Source organism: Microbacterium sp. ABR10, from assembly GCF_057812175.1.
Genome location: NZ_CM173821.1, coordinates 2,413,682 through 2,440,627, shown reverse-complemented (window position 1 = coordinate 2,440,627; position 26,946 = coordinate 2,413,682). Strand labels below are relative to the sequence as shown.

The window sequence follows — 26,946 nt, the reverse complement described above, 5'->3', positions numbered from 1 at the left end:
GACACCTAAATGACCGACCTGATCGACACCACCGAGATGTACCTGCGCACGATCCTCGAGCTCGAGGAAGAGAAGATCGTGCCGCTGCGCGCGCGCATCTCCGAGCGTCTCGGCCACTCGGGTCCGACGGTCTCGCAGACCGTGGGCCGCATGGAGCGCGACGGTCTCGTCGTCGTCTCCGAGGACCGCCGACTCGAGCTGACCGACGACGGACGCCAGAAGGCCGTCGACGTCATGCGCAAGCACCGTCTCGCCGAGCGCCTCCTGAGCGACGTCATCGGGCTCGATTGGGCCTACGTGCACGACGAGGCGTGCCGGTGGGAGCACGTCATGAGCGAGCAGGTCGAGCGACGTCTCGTCGAACTGCTCGGGCACCCGACCGAGTCCCCGTACGGCAACCCGATCCCCGGACTCGACCAGCTCGGCGACGCCTCCAGCGCCACCTTCGACGATGGCGTGGTCGGTCTCGTGCGAAAGCTGACGGATGCCGGTGGCCCCGTCTCCGGCACGATCCGGCGCCTCGCCGAACCCGCGCAGGTCGACCCCGAACTCCTGCAGCAGCTCAAGGCCGCCGGCGTTCTGCCCGGAAAGCGCGGCGACTACCGCTTCAACGAGGGCTACGTCCTCCTGCAGATGGAGGGCATCGACGAGGGGTTGGAGCTGCCCGTCGAGGTGGCTTCGCACATCTTCCTGGTCGCCGGCGACTGAACGTCGGCGCGGATTCACCCCGGTGTTCGTCAGGGCACCTGACCGAAGCGTGACTTTTTTGTTACCTCGATGCCGGGGGCAACTCGTTTCCAGAAATATCGCGGGTTCCCTCGCGATCCACGGTAGTGGCGGACGAGCCTTGTTAGCACGTCGTTGGCACGGCGGGCCGTCTGTGAGTGCTCGTCAGGGATGACACGAGAGTGGATCGACCCTGCACGGCCAAGCGGCGAGGCAAAGCCTCAGGAGGTGCGCCGACGCACCGGCGGTCGTAGGCCCTGGGCGTCGCACTGCTAACCGACTCGCTGGTGCCAAGATCGTCATCATGACGACGAAGTTTGCTGTGGGAGATCGGGTGTTTGTGCCATCCCGGAAGTTGCCGCATCCGGACCAGCAGCCGCATGCGCTGGCAGAAGCAAAAGTGACGGGCCAACGGAATCGCACGATCCGGATTGATCGCCAGGATACGTCCGGAAAAGACATCGAGGTCGCGTCACGTCTCGTCCACGCAGACCACCTCGGCATCGCCATTCTGGAGATCGGAGACTTGCTTACGGAGACGTCCACGCTCGACCCGCTGACGAAGTCGGTCCTGCAGTACCTCAGACTCTTGTTCGACGACGGGCTCCTGAGAAAGTACAAACTGCGTACAACGTCCGAAGTGTCACGCGTCTGGTCGGAGATCGAGCCGGTCACCAGTCACGTCTTGTTGATCGGACACGGTGCTGCGGATTCCATACGGTTCATTGACCGTCCAAACCCTGTGCTCGGGAAGGACCTGGCCGCGTTATTGGAAAGCGCAGCGCCGACCACCAACCCAAAGACCTTCATCTCCCTGAGCTGTCTGACTGGCCGTGCAGATTTCGCCAGCCCATTCAGCTCCGCGCCCGTCTGCTCGGATTACATGGCGCCTCTGCAATCCGTACACTCGGCGGCCGCTTCTCTTTACGCTCAGAGCTTCTTCAGCCATCACCTGCTGAGTGGTGAGGGGATCCCGTCCTCGCACCGAAAAGCGAGGCTGGCCGTCGGTGCTGGCGTTAGCTTCCGTCGTTGGCGAAATGGAAAAATGGTGCGGCAAAGTAGCACCGTCTAGACGTCCACACGGCGACAGTAACGGCTATGCGACGGCGCGAACCCGTGGCCGGGGCATCTCGTCCCAGGTGCGGCCTTCGAGGTCGCGGCCGTGCTGCTTGGGTGTGCGCCCGCCCCACTGCTTGAAGAAGAACGGCACGTCAGCGTGGAGGCACTGGTCGCGGATGTCCTCCACCCACGCCGACTCCATCGGGCGGTGGTGAGCGCCAGACTCGCCGCCAGCGATCACCCAGTCGATGCCGTCGAGGTTGAGCCCCGGCAGAGCGGCGATGAGCGGCTCACACGAGAGGAACCGGACCGCGGCGGGCACTTCGCGCAGGTCGTCGATGCGGTTCAGGACCTTGGGCTCCTCGACGGAGACGCCCATCCAGACGTTGGAGGGCCAGGTGAGCTTGTCAGCCATGCGGCGGAGCCGTAAGGAGCGCTTGGTGAGCACCTGATAGGTGTGCTGCGGCGTCGCGGCCATGACGTCGAAAACGTCCTGGACGAAGGAGGTCGGCACCTTCGCGTGGAAGAGGTCGCTCATCGAGTTGACGAAGACCGTCAGCGGCTTGCGCCACTTCAACGGCTGTTCCAGCGATTTGGGATGGATCGTCACGCCGAACCCAGGGCCGGAGGTGCGTGGGTCCCCGTCGTTTTGGTACTTCTCGGCGCCCATGGCCTTCAGGCGCTTGGAGAGGGTGAGCGCGTAACAGTTGTCACAGCCCGCGGAGGTCCGGTCGCACCCCGTGACGGGGTTCCAAGTGACCTCGGTCCACTCGATCGTTGTTTTCGCCATGCTGATGCTTCCCTCCTCTAGTTGAAGCGCACGTCCTCTAGTTGAAGCTCACGCCAGCGTTAGCGCTCCAGATTTTCGCCCAGTCGTAGGTCGATCCTTTGCGAGGCTGCGTGACGCCCTCAGCGGTTAGCGCGTCCCACGCCTTGGTCAGGTGCGTTCCGCGCGCAGACCCGATAGCCGAACCGAAGATCAGACCGAAGTCGTGCTCCATGGTCAGGAGGGGCCGTGTCCTCAGAGCCGCTCGAATGTTGTCTTTGAGGATCTCAACATTGTCGTCCATCACCTGGGCGGGATCTGCGGCCATCGCCATGCGCGTTTCCTCTTCCCGACTCATACCGGGCTGCGGGTTACGCGCGTCTTCGCGTTGAGCGACTTCAACATCCATGTCCCACATGAGCGACCGCCACTTCTCGTTGCCAGAGCTGACGGCGTTATTGAACTTGAACGCGGCAAGCGGCTTGGGGTGGAACAGCATGAGCCTGAAGAGCGGCTTGTGTGACGCGGCTCGGCGGATATCCACCGGGAAAACGTTGGTCCTCGACTCCCGACACACCATGCGCGCGTACTCGTCCGTGATGCGCTCGGCGGGTTCGTATGCCGTTTCGGTGTCCTGAACGGTCGCAGGATCGCTGAAATGCTCGCGCCACCAACCGCCGCCCAGCCAGTTGTCCATAGTCGAGAGCGTGGCCTCGCGACCCGCGGCGTCGGACTCCTCGTGAATGCGCGCACCTGCCCTGCGCAGGGTTTCCACGCTGAAGTTGAGCAGGACCTCGGTGGGCTGGTCGCTGCTGCGACCCAGCACGGCGGGGATGCTCGCGGAGTGCGGCAGGGAGGCGCCAAACGGATCAAGGAACACGAGAAGCGGCAACGCCTGGAAACGCTGAATCGCGGGCGCCAGGAGACGTGTTACGTCACCCTTCTGAGCCTCGACCCGGAGCCCCTCCGTCTGCGCTTGCGCGACAAGGGCCGATAGCGAGTCGTAGTGCTCCCGGTCCTTTTCGATGAAGATGCACTCCAGGGTCCGCGGCTCCCTGAGCGTGGACTGGTGCCGCGCCACGTTCATAGCGATGATGGGCGAACCCTCGTCGCGGCTGCCGGTGAGGTCGTTGACGTACTCGCCTGGGCCCGCGTACCCGTCGATGTACCCGACCCGGTGGTCCGGAGACCGCGTTCCGGTGGCCGTAGCGAAGGTCGCGAGATACGACCGCAAGATCGAATGCTTCAGCGTGGCCTGCGCGGCCTTAGACCGCTTGAAAAAGTCGTCCGATCGAGTCATCCGTGCCCCCTGCGCCGGAGCCTATATGCCGGTACGCGCTAACCCGCGGTGACACTCTCGGCCATGGCCCCGTCGAGGGTGTTCAGACGGGTTACGCTCGCCGCATGATCGAGACGAACGCGCGAGCCGAAGCGCTCATCGCGAGCGGAGAGGTCGATCGAGCTATCGCCGCGATCCGCATCGACCCGGCCTACGCGATCGCCATCGCCGAGGAGGGCAACCGTCAGGAGAGACTGAAGGCTCGGCAGACGACGGGCGCCGATCTAGCGGCCTAGTTGTCGTCGTCGCTGCGATCAGGCCAGGGTGCGACGTCGTCGTCGCTGTCGTCGCCGACCCGGCGCATACCGACCTGGATGGGCTCGGCTGTTCCCAGGAGAATGGCCTCCACCTCACGGGAAGAGTTCGCGTCGAGGATTGTCGGGTATCGGCGCCTAGGGCCTCACCGACGCGCATGCCGGACGACAGCAGGAGGTGGATTTGAACCCGGAGCTGGCCCTCTCCGGCCATGTCCATGAGCATGTGCGCATCACCCGGCGTGAAGGTCGGCCGGGGCTTGGAGACGTCAGCGGCGGCGCCCTTGATCTTGACGGGGGAAGTCTGGATCTCACCGTCGTCCACAGCCGTGCGCATCGTGGCGAGGAGCACCACGTATGCGTTCCGGCGCCCTGATCCCTCAGGCATCGACGCCCACCATGCGCGGACCATGCGCGGCGTGATGTCGATCAGCTTCCGATGCCCGAAGGTCGGAATCCGATGGCGCTGGAGCACCCAAGTGTGGAGATGCCAGGTCCCCGTGGCGAGCTGAGACTTTCGTGCTGCGAGGAGATCCTCCGCGAACTTGCCGAACTTCACGTGGCCGCGGACCACCTCCCTCTTGACCGGCGCGGCCTTCTTCTCCATCCCCAGCTCGTGTCGGAGCTGAGCCTTCAAGGCCTCTTCGTACGTGTTGCACGTGCCCAGGGACTCGTACTTTCCGGCGCCCAGATAGGCGCGCGCTTGGTACTTCCCATTGGCGAGTTGGCGGGGCTTCACCATGATGTGTTCCTCATGACCGTGATACGGATGAGGGGCCTTCGCGGGACACCGTCGTTGGCACGGTGTTGGCACGAAGATGGGCACTGGGTCCCGAGCCGCGAGATACTGGGGCTGACCCGGCAACGTGACTTGTTCGTTATCTTCGGGTAGCCTCAGAGGGTCCACAGGCTGGAAGCCCGCCGTCGGACCCCTCGCGGTTTGCCTCATCGGCTCGTCGTCTGCAGAGGGCTAAGCCCGCACATCGTGCCCCCAATGATCGAGTGCTGACGAGCCAGCGTCCCCGAAGACGCAGAGGCGCCGGAGGAACTTTGGCTGAACACAACGATCCCGCTGCGGACCTACCCGAGGTCCCCGTAACGGGCCCCACCCGAAAGAGCACACGCGCGGCCGTCGCCCGAACGACGAACCGTTCCGCTCGCATCGCGGCCGTACCGGTCGCCCGCACCGCGGCTGCACCGGCCGTGCGTGCCATCCCTGCTCCCCGTCCCTCATCGACGCGCGGCATCGGCAAGCCATTGCGCAGCGCCGTCATCCTGTCGATGGTGGCGGGGCTCGTGGCGACGGTGGCCATCCCGGCTTACGCGGCCACCATGCCCGCCGCCGAAACCATGACGCTGCAGCAGATGTCGGCCGCCGACAACCAGTCGCTGGTCGTCGCATCCGACGCCACGGCCGAGACGCTCGACCGCAGCAGCTACTCCGCCACCACCGCGGACGAGATCAAGAAGAAGAAGGACGAAGAGGCCGCCGCGGCCGCGGCCGCTGCCGCTGCCGCCGCCGAGCGCGCACGCCAGGCGGCATCCACGGCCAGCACCTCCGTTTCGTCCGTCGACCTCACCATGACCGCGCCCGGCTCGGGCGAGGTTCGCTGGCCTCTGACGAGCTACATCCTCGGCCGTGGTCTGTGGGATTCCGGTTACCACCAGGGCGTGGATCTTCTCGCGCCCGGTGGCCAGCCGATCTTCGCCGCCGCCGCGGGTGTCGTGAGCATCTCTCAGGAGAGCTACGGCGGGTACGGCGTCGCGATCGTGCTCGAGCACGTCATCAACGGCCAGAAGGTGTCGACCACCTACGGTCACATGACCTACGGCAGCCGAGTGGTGCAGGCGGGGCAGACCGTCGCCGCGGGTCAGCTCATCGGTCTCGTCGGTTCGACAGGCAGTTCGACCGCCAACCACCTGCACTTCGAGGTGCACATCAACAACTCGGTGGTCGACCCCTACGCCTGGCTGCAGCAGAACGCAGGCTGACCTTCCCTACGTGAGACGGCGTGCCGGAGACCATCGTTCTCCGACACGCCGTCTTCCGTTTCCCCTCCCGCCCGACCCCGGGCGTGTCGTGGTGGGTTAGCCTTTCCTCGACGTCGGAAGAACCGGAGGGAACGCCGATGAACGCCAGTCCGCGCATCCGCACCATGGATGCGCTCGGGCTGCTCGTTCTTCGGCATCGTGAGTTCGGATGCCGTGGCCTGGCCGCGCGTCCGAAGGCGCTGTCTGCCTGACAGCGCCTTTTTTCATACCCTTTCCGCGCCTGCCGTCGTCGCGAGTCGAACATCCGAGAAGCCGTCTCGGCCATTCGAGAGGAGACGTACATGCGCACACTGGTGCTCAACGCGGGCTACGAGCCCCTCGCCGTCGTGTCGTTCAAGCGAGCGCTCGTGCTCGTGATGAACGAGAAGGCCGTGGTCGTCGAACGCGTCGAGGAGGATCCCGTTTGGGCCTCCGCCGGCACGTACGATCGCCCGGCGGTGATCATCCTGACCCGTTACGTGCGCGTGCCGGGCGCACGGCGTGTGCCGGTGACGCGTCGCGGCGTCCTCCGCCGCGACGGGCACCGCTGCGGGTACTGCGGCAAGGCGGCCTCGACGATCGACCACGTGATGCCGCGCTCGCGTGGCGGCAAGGACACGTGGGAGAACCTGGTGGCGTGCTGTCTCGCATGCAACAACATCAAGGGCGATCGCACGCCGCAGGAGATGCGGTGGGAGCTGCGGCTCGTGCCCGCCCCGCCGCATGGCTCGTCGTGGACGGTCCGCGGCGTCGACAAGAGCGACCCGCGGTGGGAGCCGTACCTGGCGCTCGCGGCCTGACGCTGCTCCGCCCGCCCGCCCGCCCGCCCGCCCGCCCGCCCCGGCTCGCTGGGCTCATCGTCATGCCGCCCGAGGGTGTGTCGAGGGATGGACGTCGTGTCTCGGGGGCGCCGCAATCGACCTCCTCCGCCAATGTCGGAGGTCGATCGTATCTTCGACCCACAGGGATTGAGGGAATAGAACACATGTTCTAACCTGTGGGAGTGAGGGCGATCATGCGAGACCAGGTACAGGCCGTACCCGACATCCATGCGCTGCGCGATCGCCTCGAGCGCATGCAAGGGCGTCGTATGGACGCCCCGGTGCTTCCGACGCATCCCGCGTTCTCGCCGCTGCTGCCCGGAGGCGGGTTACGCCCGGGCTCGGCCTACGCCCTCGCCCGCTCGTCCTCGCTGCTGCTGGCGCTCATGGCCCGACCCTCGCAAGACGGGGCGTGGTGTGGAGTGATCGGCATGCCCGAGCTGGGGGCCGAAGCCGCAGAGAAGTACGGTCTCGATCTCGACCGGCTCGTCTTCATCCCCGATCCAGGGCCACGGTGGCTCGCGGTGACCGCGACGATCACCGAGGTGCTGCCGGTGGTGGCCGTGCGCCCGCCCGCGGGTTCCACGGCGGCTCGCGGGGGTGCCGAGACCACGCGCCTGGCCGCACGCCTGCGCGACCGCGGGTCGGTGCTGCTCGTGCAGGGCGCTTGGCCGCAGGCCGAAGCGGTGATCGACGTGGCCGACCCGCAGTGGTCGGGGCTCGGTCAGGGCAACGGGTATCTCGCCGGTCGTGAACTGACGGTCTCGGTCAGCAGCCGGCGTTCGCCGAACGCCCGTCGCGCGCGCATGTTGCTGCCCGCCGCCGACGGGTCGATCGAGCTGCTGGGTGCACCCGCCGAACGCCTCATGCCGCGTGATCATGACGCCTACTCAGGGGCGGCTTACCCCGTACGGGCGGTGGGCTGATGCAGGCGCCCACACGCAGCCTCGTGCTGTGGTTTCCCGACTGGCCGATCACGGCGTTCGCTCACGAGACCGTCTCGCCCCCGAAGCCGGATGCCGCCGTCGCGGTGTTCGCGAACAACATCGTCGTGGCGTGCTCGTGGGCGGCCCGGGCGCAGGGGGTGCGTCGGGGTCAGAAGCGCCGCGACGCACAGGCCCTGTGCCCGGCGCTGCAGGTCGTGCCCGCCGACCCCGTGCGCGACGCGCGCGCCTTCGCCCCCGTCGTCGCGCGCGTCGAGGAGTACGCCCCCGGAGTGCAGGTCGTGCGACCCGGGCTGTGCGCGCTGAAAGCGCGAGGACCGGCCCGATACTACGGCGGCGAACGCGAGGCGGTTCGTACGCTGATCCGTCTGCTCGACGACGTCGGTTTCAGCGACGTGCGGGCGAGTGTCGCCGACGGCGTCTTCACCGCCGAGCAGGCGGCGCGATCAGCGCGCAGCGACGACCCGGTGCGGATCGTCCCACCGGGGGAAGCCGGCGCGTTCCTGGCACCCCTGTCCGTCGCGACGCTCGACGACGACGAGTTCGGGAGCCTGCTCGCGCGCCTGGGCGTACACACGCTCGGCGATCTGGCCGCGCTCCCGGTCGAGCGGGTGCGGGAGCGCTTCGGCGGCCGCGGGGTGCGGCTGCATGCCCTATCGGGAGGGCTCGACTCCCAGCCGGTGCAGCCGCGGACGCCTCCGCCCGAACTGCACCGCGACATCGCCTTCGAACCCCCGCTCGAACTCGCCGATCAGATCGCCTTCGGCATGCGCGTGGCGGCCGAGGAGTTCATCGCCGGGTTAGGCGCGCACGACCTCGTGTGCACCGAACTGCGTGTCGTCCTCACCGGCGAACGAGCCGAGCGCAGTGAACGCGTCTGGTTGCATCCGGGGTCGTTCGACGCCGCCGCCGTGGTCGACCGGGTGCGGTGGCAACTCGCCGAAGACGCGCAGGGCATCTTCGGCAGCGGTGTGGCCGGTGTGCACATCGAACCCGAAGCGGTGGATGCCGCAGCCCATCACGCCAAAGGGCTCTTCGGCGCCGGCCCCGACGAACGCGTGCACCACGCGCTGTCGCGCGTGCAGGCCATGCTCGGTCATCGTGCCGTGGTGACGCCGGTCGTCGGCGGCGGGCGATGGCTCGCCGAACGCCAGGTGAACGTGCCGTGGGGCGATCGAGCCGTCACGGCGAAAGATCGTGCGCGGCCCTGGCCCGGCAGCCTTCCCGACCCCCTACCGGCCACGGTGTACCCCGAACCACGCCTGGTCGGCGTGACGGACATCGCGGGCGCCCCCGTGACGGTGGGGGAGCGCGACGTGCTGAGCGCCCCGCCCGCGGTGCTCGAGACGGCGGGGCAGCGTCGTCGTATCCACGAGTGGGCGGGGCCCTGGCCGATCAGCGAGCGCGGGTGGGACCCGTTGCGGGCACGCCGGGCGCACCGATTCCAGGTGATCGATGCCGATGGCGGCGCGTGGCTGCTGGTGGTCGAAGAGGGCGAGTGGCGGGCGGAGGGTCGATATGACTGAGGCGGGGGTGAGCTGATGGGATGGACCAACCCCCCGGTGAAGTGGTCGGAGCTGGAGCGTCTGCTCAGCGACGCGCGTCGGCCGACCGGCACGCCGCCCAACGGCGACGGCGGCGACAGCCCGGCATGGTCGCACAAGCGCGGGGCTTATGTGCCGCCGTCGATCGAGCGCCCCGACGACACGATCCCGTACGCCGAACTGCACGTGCACTCGTCGTACTCGTTCCTCGACGGCGCCTCCTCGCCCGAGGAGCTCGTCGAAGAGGCCGAGCGCCTGGGTCTGCACGCCCTCGCCCTCACCGACCACGACGGTTTCTACGGCATCGTGCGCTTCGCCGAGGCGGCCGAGGCCCGCACGGTGAAGACCGTGTTCGGGGCGGAATTGTCGTTGGGACTCAGCGGCCCGCAGAACGGCGCGGCCGACCCCGAGGGTTCGCACCTGCTCGTCCTCGCGCGGCGAGAAGAGGGGTACCACCGTCTCGCCGCCGCGATCACCCACGCGCAGCTCACCGGCGCCGAGAAGGGGCGGCCCGTCTACGACCTCACCGACCTCGCCGAGCGGGCGGGCGGTCCCCGTGACCCGCACTGGGCCGTGCTCACCGGATGCCGCAAGGGAGCGGTCCGGCAGGCGCTGGCATCCGAGGGACCGGCGGGGGCCGCGCGTGAACTCGACACCCTCGTCGACCTGTTCGGTGCGCAGGCCGTCTACGTCGAGCTGATGGATCAGGGCGACCCGCTCGATTCCCGTCGAAACGACGTGCTGGCGGCGCTCGCCGCCGAGCGGGGGCTGGCGACCCTCGCCACCAACAACGTGCACTACGCCGCCCCGCAGAAAGAGCTGCTCGCCGCCGCAGTGGCCGCGGTGCGGGCGAACCGGGGTCTCGACGAGCTCGACGGGTGGCTGCCCGCCCATGCCGGCGCGCACCTGCGTTCGGGCGTCGAGATGTCGGCCCGGTTCGCGCGCTACCCGGGCGCGGTCGCGCGCACCGTGACGCTGGCCGACGAGATCGCCTTTCCGCTGCGCCGCGCCAAGCCCGCGCTTCCGAAGCAGAAGGTTCCCGAGGGGCACACGCCCATGTCGTGGTTGCGACACCTGGTGTGGGAGGCCGTGCCCCGCAAGTACCCGGATCTCTCCGACGACGACCGCCGCCGCATCGAACGCGAGCTCGGCGTCATCGAGATGAAGGACTTCCCGGGGTACTTCCTCATCGTCTATGGCATCGTGGCCGAGGCCCGCCGTCGCGGCATCCTGTGCCAGGGGCGCGGATCGGCCGCCAACAGCGCTGTCTGCTACCTGCTCGACATCACCGCGGTCGACTCCATCTTCTACAAGCTGCCGTTCGAGCGGTTCCTGTCGAGCCTGCGCGACGAGGAACCCGACATCGACGTCGATTTCGACTCCGACCGCCGAGAAGAGATCATCCAGTGGGTCTACCGGGAGTACGGGCGCGAGCGGGCGGCGCAGGTGGCCAACGTCATCCAGTACCGCCCCAAGAACGCCGTGCGCGACATGGCCCGGGCCCTCGGACACTCGCCCGGTCAGCAGGATGCCTGGTCGAAGCAGGTCGAGCGCTGGGGGGCGACGCTCGAGACCGGAGGCGACCACGACATCCCCGATCAGGTCATCGAGTTCGCGTCGGAGCTGCTGAAGGCGCCGCGACACCTCGGCATCCATTCCGGGGGCATGGTCCTCACCGATCGGCCGGTGGGCGAGGTCGTGCCCATCGAGCACGCGCGCATGGAAGACCGCACGGTCATCCAGTGGGACAAAGACGACGCCGCGTGGATGGGACTGGTGAAGTTCGACCTGCTGGGGCTCGGCATGCTCGCGGCCCTGCAGTACTGCTTCGACCTGATCCGGGATGCCACCGGTGAGGAGTGGGAGCTGTCGACCCTGCCGAAAGAAGAGAAGGCCGTGTACGACATGCTGTGCCGGGCCGACTCGATCGGGGTGTTCCAGGTGGAGTCCCGCGCGCAGATGGGGCTGCTGCCCCGCCTGCAGCCGCGGAAGTTCTACGACCTCGTGGTGCAGATCGCACTCATCCGTCCGGGACCGATCCAGGGCGGGGCGGTGCATCCGTTCGTCCGCCGCAAGCTCGGGCAAGAGAAGGTGACCTACGTGCACCCCAAGCTCGAGCCGGTCCTGGCGCGGACGATGGGGGTGCCGGTCTTCCAGGAGCAGCTGATGCAGATGGCCGTGGCGGTCGGCAACTGCTCGGCCGAAGACGCCGACCTGCTGCGCCGGGCCATGGGGTCCAAACGGGGCCTGGAGCGCATCGACTCACTTCGCGAGACGCTGTACGCCGGCATGGCCGAGAACGGCCTCGTCGGTCAGGTCGCCGACGAGCTGTACGCCAAGATCCAGGCGTTCGCGAACTTCGGCTTCGCCGAGTCGCACTCGCTGTCGTTCGCGCTGCTGGTCTATGCGAGCTCGTGGATCAAGCTGCACTATCCGGCGGCGTTCCTCGCGGGACTGCTGCGCGCACAGCCCATGGGGTTCTACTCGCCCGCGACCCTGACCGCCGACGCACGGCGGCACGGCGTGGTGGTGCGCCGGCCCGACCTGTCGCGGTCGGGGGTTGAAGCGACCCTCGAGGCGGTCGATACGACGGCGCCGGAAGATGGACGGGCGGATGCCGGCGGAGCCACGCCCGCAGCGGAGCAGCGACGAGGAAAGGGGTCGCCGACCGGGCTCGACGCGTGCGCGCACGCGCGGCAGACTCCGACCGGCGACTTCGACCCGTCGGAGCCCGACGAGACCCTGGCGCACCGTCGTGACGGCGGGTTCGCCGTGCGCCTCGGCCTCGCCGGGGTCACCGGTATCGGCACGAAAGTGGCTGCGCGCATCGTCTCCGAACGAGAGCGCGGCGGTGCGTACCGCGACCTCCGCGACCTCGTGCGTCGCACCGGGCTGGTCACGGCGCAGCTCGAGGCGCTCGCGACGGCGGGGGCATTCGAGTGCTTCGGGCACACGCGGCGCGAGGCGATCTGGTTGTCGGGTTCGGCCGCACTGGACCGCGCCGAATTCCTCCCCGACTCCCTCGTCGCCGTGCAGCCGCCGTTGTTCACCGACCCGTCGAGCTACGAGATCCTCGCCTCCGACCTCTGGGCGACGGGTCTCTCGGCCGACGACCACCCGCTCACCCATTTCCGGTCGGCGCTCGACGCGCGCGGGGTGCTGACCTCGCGCGAGCTCCGCACGTTCGAGACCGACCGGCGCATCGAGGTCGCGGGGCTCGTCACCCACCGCCAGCGACCGGCCACGGCATCCGGCATCACGTTCCTCAATCTCGAAGACGAACACGGGCTCATGAACATCATCTGCTCCGTCGGGGTGTGGAACAGGTATCGCCGGGTCGCCCGCGAATCGCCCGCGCTGATCGTGCGTGGCATGCTCGAACGTTCCATGGAGGGCGTAACGAACGTGGTCGCCGACGGATTCACCGATCTGCGCGTGGGGGTCGCCCACGCGTCGCGGGACTTCCGGTGAGAAGGCAGAGGGGTGGCGCAGCGTCCGGCCGGTCCGCGCAACTTCAGGGGCTCGCCCATCGATCCGGGCGGGGCGAGCGGCATGATGGGGTGAGGTCGTGGGGGCGCCTTCCATCTGCCGCGGCCGCACAGGTCTCGCGCTGAAGGAGCCGCAAGATGTCACCGACGATGAAGTGGCGTTCACGAGCGATCGCCGTGCTCACCGCGCTCGCGATCATCGCTTCGGCCTCGGTCGCCAGTGCGCCGTCGTTCGCGGCGACCTCCGCGCCGACCGTGCGCACCATCGACGGGCTCGACGCGTCGATCACCTACAGCGGTTCGTGGCGCACGACCTCGAACAAGGCCGATCACAACGGCTCCGTGCAATACGCGAACGCCGCCCGGGCGTTCTATTCGTACCGCTTCGAGGGCACCGGCATCCGCATCCACGGACGTAAGACGCCGCTGAGCGGCATCAGTGAGATTCGCATCGACGGGGTCCTCTCCGCCCGCATCGACGCGTACGCGTCGTCGAACGTGTTCAACACGGTTCTCTACGAGCGAGCAGACCTCGCTCCCGGTGCGCACACGCTCACCGTGACCGCAACGGGCCAGAAGTCCGCCGCCGCACAGAACTCCAACGTGACGGTGGATGCCCTCACCGTGACCTCCGCCAGCGCCGGCGCGAGCCCGACGCCGAGTCCTCCCGTCGTGCCGACCCCGACGCCGGCCGCGACGGCGACCCCGACGCCGACCCCTACCCCGACCGCGGCGCCGACACCCACGCGCGCACCGACCCCGACGGCGACCCCGACCGTTGCACCCTCACCGACCCCGACGGCGACCCCCGCGCCGACTCCGTCCGGTCCTGTCGGCGTGCCTACCCCGATCGCCGAGTGGCGGTTCGACGAAGCCGCCCCTCCTTTCCGTACGACCGTCGGCGACCTTCCGCTCCAACAGGCGGGCAACGTACGCGCGACAACCGTCGCGACGCCGTTCGGGCGGGGAGTGAACCTGCCCGGCAAGAGCTTCCTGCGACTGCATCGCGACTCCGTCGGCCGCCTGAACGTCGGAGCGGGCGGGGGAACGGTCACCGTTGCGGCCTGGGTCCTGATGACCGACGACAACGCCGGGTTCGTCGCCGGCATGTGGTCAGAGTCGAGTGGGGATCCGCGCAGGTCGTACGGACTCTTCTACGACCTCTCCATGTACGGCGGAGACGAACGCGGCAACTTCCATGTGTCGCGGACGGGAGGACCCACGGCCGGTCACCCGTATTCGATCGACTACTCCGCATCCGGACAGACCTTCACCCGCCGCGTCTGGCAACTGCACGTCGGCACGTACGACGGTCGAGAAGCCGTCTCCTACCTCGATGGCCTCTCCGTCCCCTTGGGGCCGGTGAAGGACAAGTTCGGCAACACCTCCATGAAGAACCCGTACCCCTACCCGGACGGCTTGAATCCGACGCCCGCGGAGTTCACCGTCGGCGCGGTGCAGATGGCTTCGACCGTCGGCAACTACGCCGAGGGCACCTTCGCCCGCGTCCGTGTCTGGGACCGTGCTCTGACCGCCGAACAGGTTCGGGCCCTATACGAGAACGAGCGCCCCGTCGTGCCCTGACAGTGTCGGAGGTGATCCCGCCGCACGCGGGGATTCCGCCCCGCCCCGACGAACGGGTGTCCGGCCGTGGTATCGCCGGCTGCCTGCCCGCTGCCGATCCCCGGCAGGGTCTCAGACCACAGGCGAGGGGCCTGCCGGACGTACGACGACGCCCCGCCCGCGACGCCCGCGGCCTGGGGACGGACGCGCACGGCATCCTCGTGCCCTCACTAGACTCGGGCCATCCCGCCGGTTCCGCATCAAACAGGGAGCGCCATGACCGACACACCCACTCCGCCCGACGGCTGGTACCCCGATCCCGCCGGAGGTGGCGGCCTCCGCCGCTGGAACGGCACGTCGTGGACCGACGAGGTGCGGGCGGTCGACGGGAGCACACCGATCTCCTCCGGAGAGGGGGAGGATGCCACGGTGCCGACGGATGACGACGCTTCGCATGTCGCCGCCTCCGACCGCGACGCGGTCACCTCGGCGACCACGACCCCCGACGACCACCGCGCCGCCGACGAGACGTCGACCGAGTCCTTCGGTGTAGAGGGCGGATCCTCGCCGCTCGCCTCCGACTCGGTCGCCTCTGACTCGGTCGCCGCGCACGTGGGTCACGGCTCGACCGAAGACGATCCCACCTGGCACGAGGACACCCCCGCGGTCGCCTCGTCGACGCCGGGTGAGTCGGCCGCGACGCGGGGTTCGTCCGCCGGGTGGGAGTCGATCGCGGCTCAGGAGGCGTCCGCCGTTCAGGAGCCGCTCGCCGCTCAGGATCAGCCCGCCGGCCGTGAGCCGCTGGCCGCCCACGACCCGCATGCCGCTCCCGCCGCTGCCCACGACCCGCATGACGCTCCCGCCGCTGCAGGCGCCGGCGCCGTCGCCGCCGCGGCCGCCGCGGCTGCTCCTGCGGCATCGTCGGTCACCCCTCCCGTCGCTCCGGCCCCCGCGTTCCCCTCGGCGTCGGCGTATCCCGGTGCTCCCGCCTCGGCGGGTACGCCGGCGTACCCGGGGACCGCCTCCGCGAGCGCCCCGTCGTACCCCGGAGCACCCACCGCGGCCGCCCCGGGATACGCCTCCGCGCCGCCGGTCGGGTACGGCGCCGCGCCACGTCGTGACCTCAACACGAACACCGTGTGGATCTGGCTTCTGGTGGCGCTGCCGCTGGTGGGCGTTCTGAGCCTGTTCGCATTCGACTGGGGCTCGTTCATGCGCGAGTCGGTGTACAACGACCTGTACTCCGAGTCTCTGGCGAGCCCGTCGATGGCCGGCACGCTCCTCACGGTGGTGTCGTCGGTCCTCAGCCTCGTGCTGGCGGCCGCCACCGTCTTGTTCGCGTTCTTGGACTGGCGTCAGCTGCGCGCTCGCGGAATCGAGCGGCCGTTCCACTGGGCGTGGAGCTTCTTCGTTCTCGCGATCGGCAGCGGCCTCGTCTACATCATCGGGCGCAGCGTGATCGTGCGCCGTCACACCGGCAAGGGCCTCGCCCCGCTCTGGACGGCGATCGGTGTGACCGTGGTGACGTGGATCATCGCGAGCGTGTGGGTGGTCATGCTGCTGACGCAGCTCTTCTCGCTCGTGCAGGAGCTGCAGTACACCTACGGCTACTGAGCGCCGCGCCGCGCGCCGCGGCCTGCGGCGGCGGTGTGGTCTCCTCATCGCTTCGCGAGGTGGGTCGGCGCGCGGCGCCAGGGTTTCGCGTGAAGTGACGTCCGGTGACTTCGTGTCTCACTGAACGACGGGGTCGGCCGCGCCGCCCGCGGGCGCACCGAGACGGAACAGATCCTCGACCGACTCAGCGGTCGGTAGCTCAGGCCCGGTGTCCATCGTCGCGTCGGCGTCGCGCGGCGCCTCGTCGGACGTTCACTTCGCGGTGGTCCGCCGCGCCGCGATGATCGCGTCGAGCAGCGCGTGCGCGGTGTCGTCCTTCGAGCCGGATGCCGTGGCCACGACCTCCCCGTCGCGGCCGACGATCGTGAGCGCGTTGTCGACGACCTCGAAGCCCTGCGCCCACCCGACCGCGTTCGCGGCGAGGAGGTCGACGCCCTTGCGGATCGCCTTCGCGCGGGCACGCTCGCGCAGTTCCTCCTCGTCGGTCACCGTCTCGGCGGCGAAGGCGACGATGGTCTGCCCCGGGCGGCGACGCCCCACGAGGCCCGCGACGATGTCACGGTTCTCGACGAGCTCCAGGGTCAGCGCACCGGGGAAGTCCTGCTTGCGGAGCTTTCCCTCGGCGATCGACGCGACGGAGTAGTCGGCGACCGCCGCGGCCATGACGATGACGTCCGCACCGCCGGAGACGGCATCCATCGTCCTTCCGAGCTCTGCGGCCGTACCGACGGCGATGACCTCGACCCGCGGATCCGGCCGCACGTCGGCGTCGAGGTGTGCGGCGACCAGGGCGACGTCGGCGCCGCGATCGGCGGCGGCTCGAGCGATGGCGACGCCCTGCCGTCCGCTGGAACGGTTGCCGAGATAGCGCACCGGATCGATCGGCTCGCGGGTGCCGCCGGCGCTCACGACGATCGACAGGCCCCGGAGGTCTTGCGGGCGCTCGACGATGGCGAGGGCCGCGGCGACAATCTCTTCGGGCTCCGACATCCGCCCGGGTCCGGAGTCTCCGCCCGTCAGCACGCCGTCGGCGGGACCGACCACGTGAACCCCACGGGCGCGGAGCACCTCCATGTTGTGCGTCGTCGCCGGATGCCGCCACATCTCGCTGTGCATCGCCGGGGCGACGACCACCGGCGCGGTCGTGGCGAGCAGCGTCGTGCCGAGCAGATCGGAGGCGAGGCCCGCGGCCATGGCGGCGAGGGTGTTGGCGGTGGCCGGAGCGACGATGACGAGGTCGGCGGATTGGCCCAGGGCGACGTGGCGCACGCTCGCGACGTCGTCGTGCACCGACGTCGTGACCGGGTTGCGGCTGAGCGATTCCCAGGTCGGCAGACCGACGAACCGCAACGCGTCGTCTGTGGGCACGACGTGGACATCGTGCCCCGCCTTCACCAGCAGTCGCACGAGGCCGACTGTTTTGTAGGCCGCGATGCCCCCGGTCACTCCCACGACGACGAACATCGCCCCAGTCTTCCAGGTCGGCTGCCGCGGCGGGGCGGCGAGTCTCGTCGCGGCGAGAACGTGGCGGGCGCGGCGGTCGGGGAGAGCCCCCATCGCACCGGGCGCCGGTAGCGTGGATGCAATGTGCACGGTCGTGATCGACGTCCCCGAGGCCGCGGGTGAGCCCGTGCGCCTGCTCGCCGTCCGTGACGAGGAGCGCGACCGACCGTGGCGCGGGCTGGGGCCCTGGTGGCCCGAGCGTGGCGGCATCCTGGGCGTTCGCGACGACCGCGCGGGCGGTGCGTGGCTGGCCGTCGACCCCGACGCGGGACGACTGGCCGTGCTCCTGAACCGGCAGGACCTGTCCGATCGCTCGGACGACGAGGTCGTCAGCCGCGGCAGCATTCCGCTCGATGCGGTGGGAGCCGGCATCCCGGAGCGTCCGAGCACACGGGGGTTCAACCTCGTCGAAGTGGATGCCGATGGCGCCCACCTCGTGGAGTGGGACGGCCTCGTCGCGCGGCGCTCGCGGATCGCACCGGGCACCCACATGGTCGCCCACCACGAGGTCGACGACCCGGTGACCCCGCGCATCGGGCGGTGGCTCGAGGACTTCCGTCGTGCCGGCATCGGACCGGGCGACGACTGGTGGATGCCGTGGCTCGACGTCGTCGCGCACGCCACCAGCGATCCGTCGGCGTCGGTGCTGCGGCGAGACGCCCACGACGATCACCTTCTGGAGTCGCTGCTGGTGTGCGTGGCGAGCATCGGACCGGAGGGAGTCGACGCACGTCAGGCCACCCCTGCCGAGCCCGGCCGCTGGGACGACGGGCTCATCGCGGGGCTGCGTCGTGGCATCCCCGGTCTGGGCGATGCGGGGGACCGGGACGCCGCCGATCCGGCATCCGAGGGGTCGACTCCCGCGCAGTAGGCTGGTGGCATCCCGCCTTCGTAGCTCAGGGGATAGAGCGCCGCACTCCTAACGCGGGCGTCGCAGGTTCGAATCCTGTCGGGGGCACACTCTTTCGCCGGGGCCGGGCGGTGTCCGCGCTGGCGAGAGGCCCGGACGCGCGCCACATGTCCGGAGCGGCAGCGCCACAGGTGCCGAGGTGTGGCGATTCCGGGCGTCGAGCGCCCGCGCCATGCTCGCGGGCTCCATGCATACGCCCTGGGCGGGGTCTCGAGCTCAGTGGCCGAGAGCGAGTTCGTTCATCCGTGGAAGGTCCGCCCCGCGGCGCGAGACGGTGATCGCAGCGCAGGACTGTGCGAACGTGCCCACTCGGGCGAGTTCGGACCGATCGAGGAGACGAGTGCGGTCGACGCAGGCCAGGTCCGTGCCTTCGATCGTGTCGTCGAGCGCGTGGATCATTCCGGCCATGAAGGAGTCGCCGGCTCCGATGGTGTCGACGACATCGGACGCCTGTGTCGCGAGCGAGACGCGGTGGTCACCGGTCGCGAGGATGGCGCCGTCCGCCCCGCGGGTCACGGCGACGACTGCTGCTCCGAGATCGAGGAGTCGGTCCACGACCTGGTCGAGCGTCCCGTTCGGGTACAGCCAGGCGGCGTCCTCGTCGCTGAGCTTGACGACATCTGCCGCACCGAAGAACTCCTCGGTGAGCTCGAGCTGCGGGGCGTGGGCACGCATGAGAGCGGGCCGCACGTTCGGGTCGAACGTGGTGATGGCGTACTCCCGCGCCGCCCGCAGCGCCGTCAGTGCGCCGGCGTCTCCCGGGGGGAGCGCGGCACCGAGCGAGCCCGCGTGAACGAATCGAGTGGAGGGCGGGATCTGCACGGCGGGAAGGTCCCACGTGATGTCGAACTCGTACCGGGCGGAACCGTCTTCCTGGATGGTCGCGATCGCGGACGATGTGCGAGCTGGCGGGTTGTCGTTGCGGAGGGCAACGCCCGAGTCCACCAGATGACGGAGGATGGCGGCGCCGTTCTCGTCACTCGCGACGGTCGCGTGGAGGTCCACGGTGTGGCCGAGGCGCCCGAGCCCGACGGCGACGTTCATGGGGGAACCGCCGGGGTTCGTGGACGGCGATCCCCCCGACTGTCGGACGATGTCGACGAGGGCCTCGCCGATGACGACGATGCTCACGGGAGGATGAGGACCTTGCCGGAGCTGTCGTTCGTGGCCGCCGCGAAGGCATCCGCGACGTGCTCGAGGTCGAACTCCTGGGAGACGATCTCGTCAGCGGGAAGGCCTCCACGGGCGGCGATGTCGATGGAGGTGAGCACGTCCGCTTCCGTGTAAGCCGCGCTTCCTTGCACGCGGATCTCCCAGTCCTGGATGAGCGGCATCGGCAACGAGGCGTCGCGTGCGGGCACACCGACAACGACGAGCGTTCCCGCGCGACGCAGAAGCGTCACCGACTGGGCGAGTGAGCGCTCGTTGGCCACGCAGTCGAGCACGACGTCTGCGGTCGGGTTTCCGAGTGCGTGGATGACGTGCTCGTTCACGTCAGCTGCGGAGGCGAGGACGGCCCCGTGCGCACCGATGCGGAGCGCGCGTTGCAGCTTGCCCTCGTCCATATCCGTGACGACCACGGACTTCGCCCCTGCGGCCAGCGCTGCGATGATGCAGAGGACCCCGATCGTGCCTGCTCCGAGGACGACCACGTAGGCGCCGGTGAGGTCGCCGGCGATGCGTGCGGCGTGGACGGGGGTCGCCAGACACTCCACGAGAACAGCGGTGCGGTCGTCCATCCCCTCGGGGACGGCGAAGAGGTTCTGCGCCGGGGCGACGAACTCGGTGGCCATCGCACCGGACCACTGCTGGGACGGGTCGCAACCGATCCAGGTCAGCTTCTCGCAGGCGTTGGAGCGGTCCGCGAGGCAGTTCACGCACGTCCCGCAGCTGACGTTGGGCTTGAGGATCACTCGCTGGCCGATGGTGAAACCGCTGACGTCCTCACCCCATCCGGCGACGACACCGACCGCCTCGTGACCCGGGACGTAGGTGCTGGTCAGGAACGGGTGCGAACCGGCCAGCGCGTGAGTATCCGACCCGCAGATGCCGACGATGCGGGAGTGCACGAGTACCTCGTTCGGCTGGGGAACGAGGGCGACTGCGTCCTCGAGGTGCACGCCGGCGGTCGGAACGGAGACTGCCCTGCGAAAGGTTGTGGGCCGTCCGCCGGGGGAGTCGATGTCGGTGAGCGTGTCAGGCATGATGTTCGTCCTACTTCTGGTTCAGAGTCAGCGGCGGGGTTCTTGGGGCGAGGCGAGGGGCCTCGGGAGCGCGGGCGTCAGACGTCCCCAGGCGATGGCCGAGAAGACCGGGATCACGATGATCGCGGCGATCCACACCAGTCGCACCTCGACGGGGAGCGCGTCCGCCCGCAGGACGCTCGCGAGCGCGGCGCACTGGAGGACGATGATGAGACCGCAGATCAGGGACAGCGCTACTTCCAGGAGACTCACGTCGCCGTCTCCTCGGGGGCGGTCATGACCGGGCGGGGTCCGCGATCGCCGCTCACGATCGCCTGCAGGGTGCTCCGCGCACCGTGATCGTGCAGACTGCGAAGAGTGTCGAGGTAGGCCCCGAGGAACCGTGGGTCGTCGGCGAGGTCACCGAACAGGCTCCGGTTCGTGACGAAGGCGGAGGGGTCGATTCGCTGCTGTCGGGCGAGGGGGACCAGCTGTTCGCGGAGCGGATCCACGACTTCGATGGGAGCGCCGTGTTCGTCGACGCCTTCGGCGTACCGTGCCCACGAGGCGATGATCGCGGCACCGTAGGCGACGGATCCTCCCGTGCGCAGCTGCTCTCGAACCACCGGAACGAGCCACTTCGGGATGCGGTCCGACGACTCGGCGCAGAGGCGGGCGATGGTGTCTCGCACGTGGGCGTTCGAGAACCGCTCGATGAGCGTGCGTGTGTAGGCATCCAGGTCCACTCCCGGTACGGGTGCGAGGGTGGGGGTGGCCTCCTCGTTCATGTAGCGGGCGAGGAAGGTGGAGATGAGCGGGTCGGTCGTGGCCTCGTGGACGAGGCGATAGTCCATGAGGTAGCCGAAATAGCACAACGCCTGGTGGCTGGCGTTGAGCAGCCGCAACTTCATGAGCTCGTACGGTCGAACATCGGACACCATCTGGACGCCCACGCTGTCCCACGGCGGGCGACCGAGGCTGAACTCGTCTTCGATCACCCACTGGAAGAACGGCTCGCACACCACGGGCCATTGGTCGACCACGCCGGTGCGCTCGGAGATGGCCTTCACATCAGCGGGTGTGGTGACGGGGGTGATGCGGTCGACCATGGAGTTCGGGAAGCTCACGTGGGTGTCCATCCACGCCGCCAGCTCGGCATCCTTCGCCTTCGCAAACGCCTGGAACGCGGCCTCGGCGACCTCGCCGTTGTTCTCGATGTTGTCGCAGCTCAGGACGGTGAACGGGTCGATTCCTCGCTCGCGCCGACGCCGCAGCGCTTCCACCACGACACCGAATACGGTGGAGGGGGTGTCATCGGCGAGGTCGGCGGCGACGGTCGGGGTGGAGAGGTCGAAGGCGCCGCTTACCCGGTCGAGGTTGTACCCGCCCTCGGTGATGGTGAGCGACACGATCCGGGTGTCGGGGTGTGCCATGCGTTCGATGACGGCGTCGACATCGTCGGGGGCGAACAGGTAGTCGATGATGCTGCCGATCACGCGGGTTTCTTCGCGGCCATCGGGGTGGCGGACGGTGAGGGTGTACAGGGAGTCCTGTTCATCCATGATCGTCTTCATCCGGCGATCGCCCTCGAGCAGACCCACCCCGCAGATGGCCCAATCGGTGGCGAGCCCCTGCGACAGAAGATCGTCGATGGTCATCGCCATGTGGGCGCGGTGGAAGCCCCCCACCCCGACGTGCACGATTCCGGCTTTCAGGTGGGAGCGGTCGTACGTGGGGGCTGCGACGGACGCGTCGAGCCGGCCGAGGGTGGCTTCGGCCAGACCGGGCAGCGCGGTGAAGGGCCGCCCGGTCGTGTCGGTCGTGGTCATTTCACCGCACCCATCGCGAGACCTCGGACGAGCTGCTTCTGCGCCAGCCACCCGGCGGCGACGACGGGGAGCACTGCCACGGTGGAGGCGGCGGAGAGCACCGCCAGGAACTGTCCGCGGCCGTCGACGAAGCTGGCGAGGAACGGCGGAACGGTGCGCGCGGTGTCGCTGGTGAGGATGCTCGCGAGGAAGTACTCGTTCCACGAGAAGATGAAGCAGATCAGCGCCACGGCGGCGATGCCCGGGAGCACGATGGGCAGAACCACCCGGATGAGCTCGGTGCGAAGGTTCGCGCCGTCGATCTGGGAGGCCTCGATGATCTCCACGGGGACCTCGGTGAAGAACGAGCGCATCATCCAGATGGCGATGGGCAGGTTGATCGCCACGTAGAGCCAGGTCAGCGCGGTGATGTTGTCGAGCAGACCGAGGGACAACAGGATGAAGTACACCGGGATGATGGATGCCGCCACCGGCAGGAACCGGGTGGAGATGAAGAAGAAGAGCACATCGGTGACCTTCTTGATCGGTCGGACGCTGAGTCCGTACGCGCAGGGGATCGCCAGCAGCAGCACGATCACCGTGGACGAGATGCTGGAGATGAACGAGTTGGTGAGGTAATCCCCCATTCCCCGGTCGAACACGGCGATGTAGTTGTCGAAGCTCAGCGGGGTGAACACGGTCGGCGGGATGGATGCCGCCGCGGATTCCGACTTGAAGCTGGTGAAGACCATCCAGCCGATCGGGAAGAAGAACATCAGGACGACGATCCACGTGACGGTCGTCAGCAGACTCGCGCGGAGCTTACGCATCAGTCGCGCACCTTTCCTTCGACGAAGACCTTGAACAAGCTGCGCAGCGCGATGCTGGCGACAGCCAGGGTGATGGCGACGGTGACGACGCCGAATGCGGCGGCCTGGCCGATATCCAGACCGATGAATGCGCGTTCGTACAGCAGGTAGGGCAGGGTCTTGGTCCCGCCGGTGCCCTTGGTCATGATCGCGATGGGGTCGAACATCTGCAGCAGCATGATCCCGCCCAGCAGAACGGCGATCTCGATGTACTGCCGCAGATGCGGGAGGGTCATGTAGTGGAAGGTGCGGAAGCGCCCTGCGCCGTCGACGGATGCCGCCTCGAGGACACCCTTGTCCTGGCTCTGCAGCCCCGCCAGGAGGATCAGCATCATGAACGGGGTGAACTGCCAGGTCATCACGATGATGATCGTGACCGGTGGCATGTCCGTGTTCCACGAGATGGACGGCAGCCCGACCGCTTGCAGAGCGACGTTGACGATGCCGTTGTTGACGTCCAGCATCAGGAACTTCCACAGCAACGACGCAGCGGCCGGCATTACGAGGAACGGCGTGATGAGCAGGGTCCGCGCGATTCCCTGGCCGGCGAAGTTGCGGTCGAGAAGAAGCGCGAATCCGAGTCCCAGCAGCAGGGCGAGGACGACCGAGGATCCGGTGATGGAGACGGTGGCCCACAGTGACGAGAGGAAGTCGGCGTTGGAGAAGATGCTGAGGTAGTTGTCGAGTCCGGCGAATCCCGTCTCGTCGGGTCGGAGCTGGTTCCAGTTCATGAACGACACGACGATCGTGACGATGAACGGGATCTGCGTGAGGGCGATCGAGATCAGCAGGGCGGGGAGAACGAGTCCGCGTGCCGTGCGGGCCTTCCTGCGCGTGCTGGGGTCGATCTTGGGGGGCAGCTTGGGCTTGTTGATGCCCGCGTCGGTGACGATGGCTGAAGTGGTCATCTTCGATCTCCTTGCCTGGTGGTCCGGGGTGGCGGCGGCTGTCGTCGTCGCCACCCCGGTTCACGCGGGGGTCGGGGGGACTATTTCTGCTTGTCCCCGGCGGCTTGAGCGATCTCTTGTCCCTTGGCGAGGGCCTCTTCGACCGTCCCGCGTCCGGCGATGGCGTCAGCCACGTACTGAGCGACCTGGTTTCCGACGTCTTGGAACTCCGGGATCGTGACGTACTGGATGCCGACCCAGGGCTGCGGGTTCACGCCCGGCTGCTTCGGGTTGACGGAGTTCATCACCTCGAGGGTGATGGGAGCGAACGCCGCGGCGGCTTCCTTGTACTCGGGGATCTCGTAGGTCGAGTTGCGCGCTCCCGGGGGCACGCGCGTCCAGCCCAGTTCCTCACCGACGAGCTGCTGGTAGTCCTTGCTCGTGGCCCACTTGATGAAGGTCAGTGCGGCGTCGTAGTTCTTGGTCGTCTCGGGGATGGCGAGGTTCCAGGACCACAGCCAGCCGGATTCCTTCGTCTTGACGACGGGGGCGTGGGCGTAGCCCATCTTGCCCGCGACGGCGGAGGTCTTGGTGTCCTCGAGGATGGAGGCCGCCACGGACGCGTCGTACCACATCGCCGCCTTGCCGCTCTGGACCAGGTTGAGGCATTCGGTGAAGCTGTTGGAGACGGGGTCGGCTTCGCCCGCGTTCTTGAGGAGGTCGACGTAGAAGTTGACGGCCTCGGTGAATTCGGGCGAGTCGACCTGGGCGTCCCAGTTCTCGTCGTACCAGGCGCCTCCGAAGGTCTGCACGACCGTGGTCAGCGGGGCGAACAGGTCGCCCCAGCCGGGCTTGCCGCGAAGGCAGATGCCGGCCTGGTCGTCGGTCTTGAGCTGCGTGGCGAACTCCGCGACCTGCTGCCAGGTGGGGTTGTTCGGCATCGTCAGGCCGGCGGCGTCGAAGATCTCCTTGTTGTACATGAGGATCGACGACTCGCCGTAGAACGGAACGGCGTACTGCTTGCCGTCGACGGAGAGCGCGGTGCGGACGGGCTCGAGGATGTCGTCGACGTCGTAGTCCTCGTCGGCGGCGAGGTCTGCGGTGAGGTCCTTGAGCCAGCCGAGGGCGCCCCACTGCGGAACCTCGTACGCGCCGGCGGTGACGATGTCGTACTGACCGGCCTTGGAGGCGACGTCGGCGGTGACGGCGGCGCGGAGGTCGCCCTCCTCCATCTGGACGAAGTTGATCTTGATACCGGGGTTGTCGTCCTCGAAGTGGCTCTTCAGCTCCTCCATGTCCTTCATCTGGGGGTTGCTGACGGTGGCGAGCGTGAGGGTGACGTCTCCGCTCTTGTTCCCCCCGGCGCCGGCACAGCTGGTCAGCGCCAGAGCCGTAACGGCCAAGGCCCCACCGACAGCCAATACGCGTCGTGTGCGAAGCATTCGAACTCCTTTGTCGTGGTTGCTGGATCTCGCTGCCGCCGGGTGGAGAGTGGCACTCTCCGACGTCGCTGTTCCCCTCTGCGGCCCCCTAAGAATCGCTCCGGAGGCACGCCGGCGTCTCCGCCGAACTCATCTACTTCTGATACTTTTTTTCCAAGAAGGCCCGAGGATCGCCGACAACGAGGACGTTGTGAGCATGAAGACATCACCCGAGACTGCAGCTCGCAGCGTCGTCGACCGGCCCGCGGTCCGCGAACTCGTGCCCCTCACAGCGGGAGAGAGCTTCCGGTGGATGGAGCACGACTACCCCGCCCCCATCGCACGATGGAACTACCACCCGGAGGTGGAGATCCACCTCATCCGCGAGAGCGCCGGAAGCTACATCATCGGCAATGAGGTCGGCGCGTTCACCGCCGGTCACGTCGCCATCGTCGGATCCGACGTCCCGCACGACTGGGTGAGCGATCTTGAACCCGGAGAAGTCATCCGCAATCGTGACGCTGTGATCCAGTTCACGCCGACGTGGCTGGACGCCGCCGTCCGCGCGGTTCCCGAGCTCCACCACGCTCAGGACCTCGTCCAAGACGCGCGCCGCGGCATCATCTACTCGGGACACACCGCGAGCGCCGCTGCCGACCAGATCGAACTCGTCGGCACCGCAACGGGTGTCCAGCGGATGGCCCACTTCCTCGCGCTGTTGAGCCTCTTCGTGAACGCCCCGCGCGAGGAGCGTCACTTCGTGGCGCACGACCTCTACTCGTCTTCGGCGGGAGCAGAAGGACAAGCAGCCGTGGATGCCGGGCTCGCCTACGTCGTGGAAAATCTCAGCGGCAACATCCGGATGTCGGAAGCCGCCAGATTGGCCTTCATGTCGGAGCCGACCTTCTCGAAATACTTCAAGAAGGCCAGTGGAATGACGTTCTCCACCCTCGTCCGCCGCCTGCGGATCGCGAATGCCTGCCGTCTCCTGCAGCAGACGGACACCTCGGTGGCGGAGATCAGCCTCGCCGTGGGCTATGGAAATCTGGCCAACTTCAACCGGCAGTTCCTCAAGGAAACGGGGCTCAACCCCACGGCGTACCGGAAGCAGGACGAGGGCGTGCAACCCCACTCGAACCCCGTGGGTGCACTGCGAGCTGATCGCTCTAACTGACGCGCAGCGAGGAAGGCGTGGGCGGCGGCGTCGATCACGGTG

At 68.3% G+C, this 26,946-nt stretch carries 23 protein-coding genes and 1 tRNA gene; 13 read left to right on the top strand and 11 right to left on the bottom strand.

What is annotated here, in order from left to right:
• Positions 1–9 precede the first annotated feature (9 nt).
• Positions 10–708, top strand: a complete 699-nt coding sequence (locus tag ACXKZF_RS11300; protein WP_055956666.1) for an iron-dependent transcriptional repressor DtxR — start codon at positions 10–12, stop codon at positions 706–708.
• Between the two features lie 322 nt (positions 709–1,030).
• On the top strand, positions 1,031–1,798 hold the full coding sequence (locus ACXKZF_RS11295; RefSeq protein WP_488984258.1) for a hypothetical protein: 768 nt from the start codon (positions 1,031–1,033) through the stop codon (positions 1,796–1,798).
• Between the two features lie 24 nt (positions 1,799–1,822).
• Here ACXKZF_RS11295 and ACXKZF_RS11290 read toward each other — a convergent pair whose 3' ends face one another.
• Entirely contained in the window at positions 1,823–2,575 is a 753-nt protein-coding gene (locus ACXKZF_RS11290) for a DUF5131 family protein (protein ID WP_488984257.1), read from the bottom strand.
• A 37-nt stretch (positions 2,576–2,612) separates the two neighbouring features.
• Complete coding sequence (gene tcmP / locus ACXKZF_RS11285; protein WP_488984256.1) at positions 2,613–3,851, bottom strand: three-Cys-motif partner protein TcmP; 1,239 nt, start codon at positions 3,849–3,851, stop codon at positions 2,613–2,615.
• Between the two features lie 104 nt (positions 3,852–3,955).
• On the opposite strand from tcmP, the gene ACXKZF_RS11280 reads away from it, so the two are divergent.
• Positions 3,956–4,126 carry a hypothetical protein gene (locus ACXKZF_RS11280; RefSeq protein ID WP_488984255.1) on the top strand — a complete coding sequence of 57 codons (171 nt, stop codon included), beginning with the start codon at positions 3,956–3,958 and terminating at the stop codon, positions 4,124–4,126.
• A gap of 1,221 nt (positions 4,127–5,347) precedes the next feature.
• Positions 5,348–6,136 (top strand): M23 family metallopeptidase, encoded by a 789-nt coding sequence (locus ACXKZF_RS11275; RefSeq protein WP_488984254.1) that lies wholly within the window; start codon positions 5,348–5,350, stop codon positions 6,134–6,136.
• On the opposite strand, the gene ACXKZF_RS11270 is transcribed toward ACXKZF_RS11275, so the two are convergent.
• Positions 6,106–6,306 (bottom strand): MerR family transcriptional regulator, encoded by a 201-nt coding sequence (locus ACXKZF_RS11270; protein ID WP_374108639.1) that lies wholly within the window; start codon positions 6,304–6,306, stop codon positions 6,106–6,108. The two genes, ACXKZF_RS11275 and ACXKZF_RS11270, sit on opposite strands and share 31 nt — an antisense overlap.
• Positions 6,307–6,477: 171 nt before the next feature.
• Here ACXKZF_RS11270 and ACXKZF_RS11265 point away from each other — a divergent pair, with 171 nt between their 5' ends.
• The 6 genes from ACXKZF_RS11265 to ACXKZF_RS11240 all read left to right on the top strand — a co-directional run bounded on the left by ACXKZF_RS11265 (position 6,478) and on the right by ACXKZF_RS11240 (position 16,149).
• The gene (locus ACXKZF_RS11265) at positions 6,478–6,975 is read left to right on the top strand and encodes an HNH endonuclease (protein ID WP_055956669.1); all 498 of its coding nucleotides are present in this window, start codon (positions 6,478–6,480) and stop codon (positions 6,973–6,975) included.
• Between the two features lie 215 nt (positions 6,976–7,190).
• Positions 7,191–7,922 carry a hypothetical protein gene (locus ACXKZF_RS11260; protein ID WP_055956672.1) on the top strand — a complete coding sequence of 244 codons (732 nt, stop codon included), beginning with the start codon at positions 7,191–7,193 and terminating at the stop codon, positions 7,920–7,922.
• A complete protein-coding gene (locus ACXKZF_RS11255; RefSeq protein WP_488984253.1) occupies positions 7,922–9,466 on the top strand; it encodes a DNA polymerase Y family protein in 1,545 nt (514 codons plus the stop codon). The genes ACXKZF_RS11260 and ACXKZF_RS11255 overlap by 1 nt, the downstream gene beginning before the upstream one ends.
• Positions 9,467–9,481: 15 nt before the next feature.
• Entirely contained in the window at positions 9,482–12,955 is a 3,474-nt protein-coding gene (locus tag ACXKZF_RS11250; protein WP_488984252.1) for an error-prone DNA polymerase, read from the top strand.
• Positions 12,956–13,110: 155 nt separating this feature from the next.
• Positions 13,111–14,556, top strand: coding sequence for a LamG-like jellyroll fold domain-containing protein (locus ACXKZF_RS11245; protein ID WP_488984251.1), 1,446 nt, complete (start codon positions 13,111–13,113; stop codon positions 14,554–14,556).
• Positions 14,557–14,811: 255 nt separating this feature from the next.
• Complete coding sequence (locus ACXKZF_RS11240; RefSeq protein WP_488984250.1) at positions 14,812–16,149, top strand: DUF2510 domain-containing protein; 1,338 nt, start codon at positions 14,812–14,814, stop codon at positions 16,147–16,149.
• Between the two features lie 252 nt (positions 16,150–16,401).
• Here ACXKZF_RS11240 and coaBC read toward each other — a convergent pair whose 3' ends face one another.
• The gene (gene coaBC, locus ACXKZF_RS11235) at positions 16,402–17,613 is read right to left on the bottom strand and encodes a bifunctional phosphopantothenoylcysteine decarboxylase/phosphopantothenate--cysteine ligase CoaBC (protein WP_488984249.1); all 1,212 of its coding nucleotides are present in this window, start codon (positions 17,611–17,613) and stop codon (positions 16,402–16,404) included.
• Between the two features lie 121 nt (positions 17,614–17,734).
• Here coaBC and ACXKZF_RS11230 point away from each other — a divergent pair, with 121 nt between their 5' ends.
• Both ACXKZF_RS11230 and ACXKZF_RS11225 read left to right on the top strand, forming a co-directional pair.
• Positions 17,735–18,523: an NRDE family protein gene (locus tag ACXKZF_RS11230; RefSeq protein WP_488984248.1), complete on the top strand. Its 789-nt coding sequence runs from the start codon at positions 17,735–17,737 to the stop codon at positions 18,521–18,523.
• Positions 18,524–18,537: 14 nt separating this feature from the next.
• A tRNA-Arg gene (locus ACXKZF_RS11225) sits at positions 18,538–18,610 on the top strand.
• A 168-nt stretch (positions 18,611–18,778) separates the two neighbouring features.
• Here ACXKZF_RS11225 and ACXKZF_RS11220 read toward each other — a convergent pair.
• The 7 genes from ACXKZF_RS11220 to ACXKZF_RS11190 form a co-directional block, all read right to left on the bottom strand.
• On the bottom strand, positions 18,779–19,693 hold the full coding sequence (locus ACXKZF_RS11220) for a carbohydrate kinase family protein (protein WP_488984247.1): 915 nt from the start codon (positions 19,691–19,693) through the stop codon (positions 18,779–18,781).
• Positions 19,690–20,766, bottom strand: coding sequence for a zinc-dependent alcohol dehydrogenase (locus ACXKZF_RS11215; RefSeq protein WP_488984246.1), 1,077 nt, complete (start codon positions 20,764–20,766; stop codon positions 19,690–19,692). Before ACXKZF_RS11215 ends, ACXKZF_RS11220 begins: the two co-directional genes overlap by 4 nt.
• Before the next feature lie 27 nt (positions 20,767–20,793).
• On the bottom strand, positions 20,794–21,018 hold the full coding sequence (locus ACXKZF_RS11210) for a PLDc N-terminal domain-containing protein (protein ID WP_488984245.1): 225 nt from the start codon (positions 21,016–21,018) through the stop codon (positions 20,794–20,796).
• Positions 21,015–22,574 carry a mannitol dehydrogenase family protein gene (locus tag ACXKZF_RS11205; protein ID WP_488984244.1) on the bottom strand — a complete coding sequence of 520 codons (1,560 nt, stop codon included), beginning with the start codon at positions 22,572–22,574 and terminating at the stop codon, positions 21,015–21,017. The genes ACXKZF_RS11210 and ACXKZF_RS11205 overlap by 4 nt, the downstream gene beginning before the upstream one ends.
• Complete coding sequence (locus tag ACXKZF_RS11200; RefSeq protein WP_488984243.1) at positions 22,571–23,383, bottom strand: carbohydrate ABC transporter permease; 813 nt, start codon at positions 23,381–23,383, stop codon at positions 22,571–22,573. Before ACXKZF_RS11200 ends, ACXKZF_RS11205 begins: the two co-directional genes overlap by 4 nt.
• Entirely contained in the window at positions 23,383–24,330 is a 948-nt protein-coding gene (locus ACXKZF_RS11195) for a carbohydrate ABC transporter permease (RefSeq protein WP_488984242.1), read from the bottom strand. The genes ACXKZF_RS11200 and ACXKZF_RS11195 overlap by 1 nt, the downstream gene beginning before the upstream one ends.
• Positions 24,331–24,410: 80 nt before the next feature.
• Positions 24,411–25,751 (bottom strand): ABC transporter substrate-binding protein, encoded by a 1,341-nt coding sequence (locus ACXKZF_RS11190; protein WP_488984241.1) that lies wholly within the window; start codon positions 25,749–25,751, stop codon positions 24,411–24,413.
• Between the two features lie 196 nt (positions 25,752–25,947).
• On the opposite strand from ACXKZF_RS11190, the gene ACXKZF_RS11185 reads away from it, so the two are divergent.
• A complete protein-coding gene (locus tag ACXKZF_RS11185; RefSeq protein ID WP_488984240.1) occupies positions 25,948–26,904 on the top strand; it encodes an AraC family transcriptional regulator in 957 nt (318 codons plus the stop codon).
• Positions 26,905–26,946: the final 42 nt, after the last annotated feature.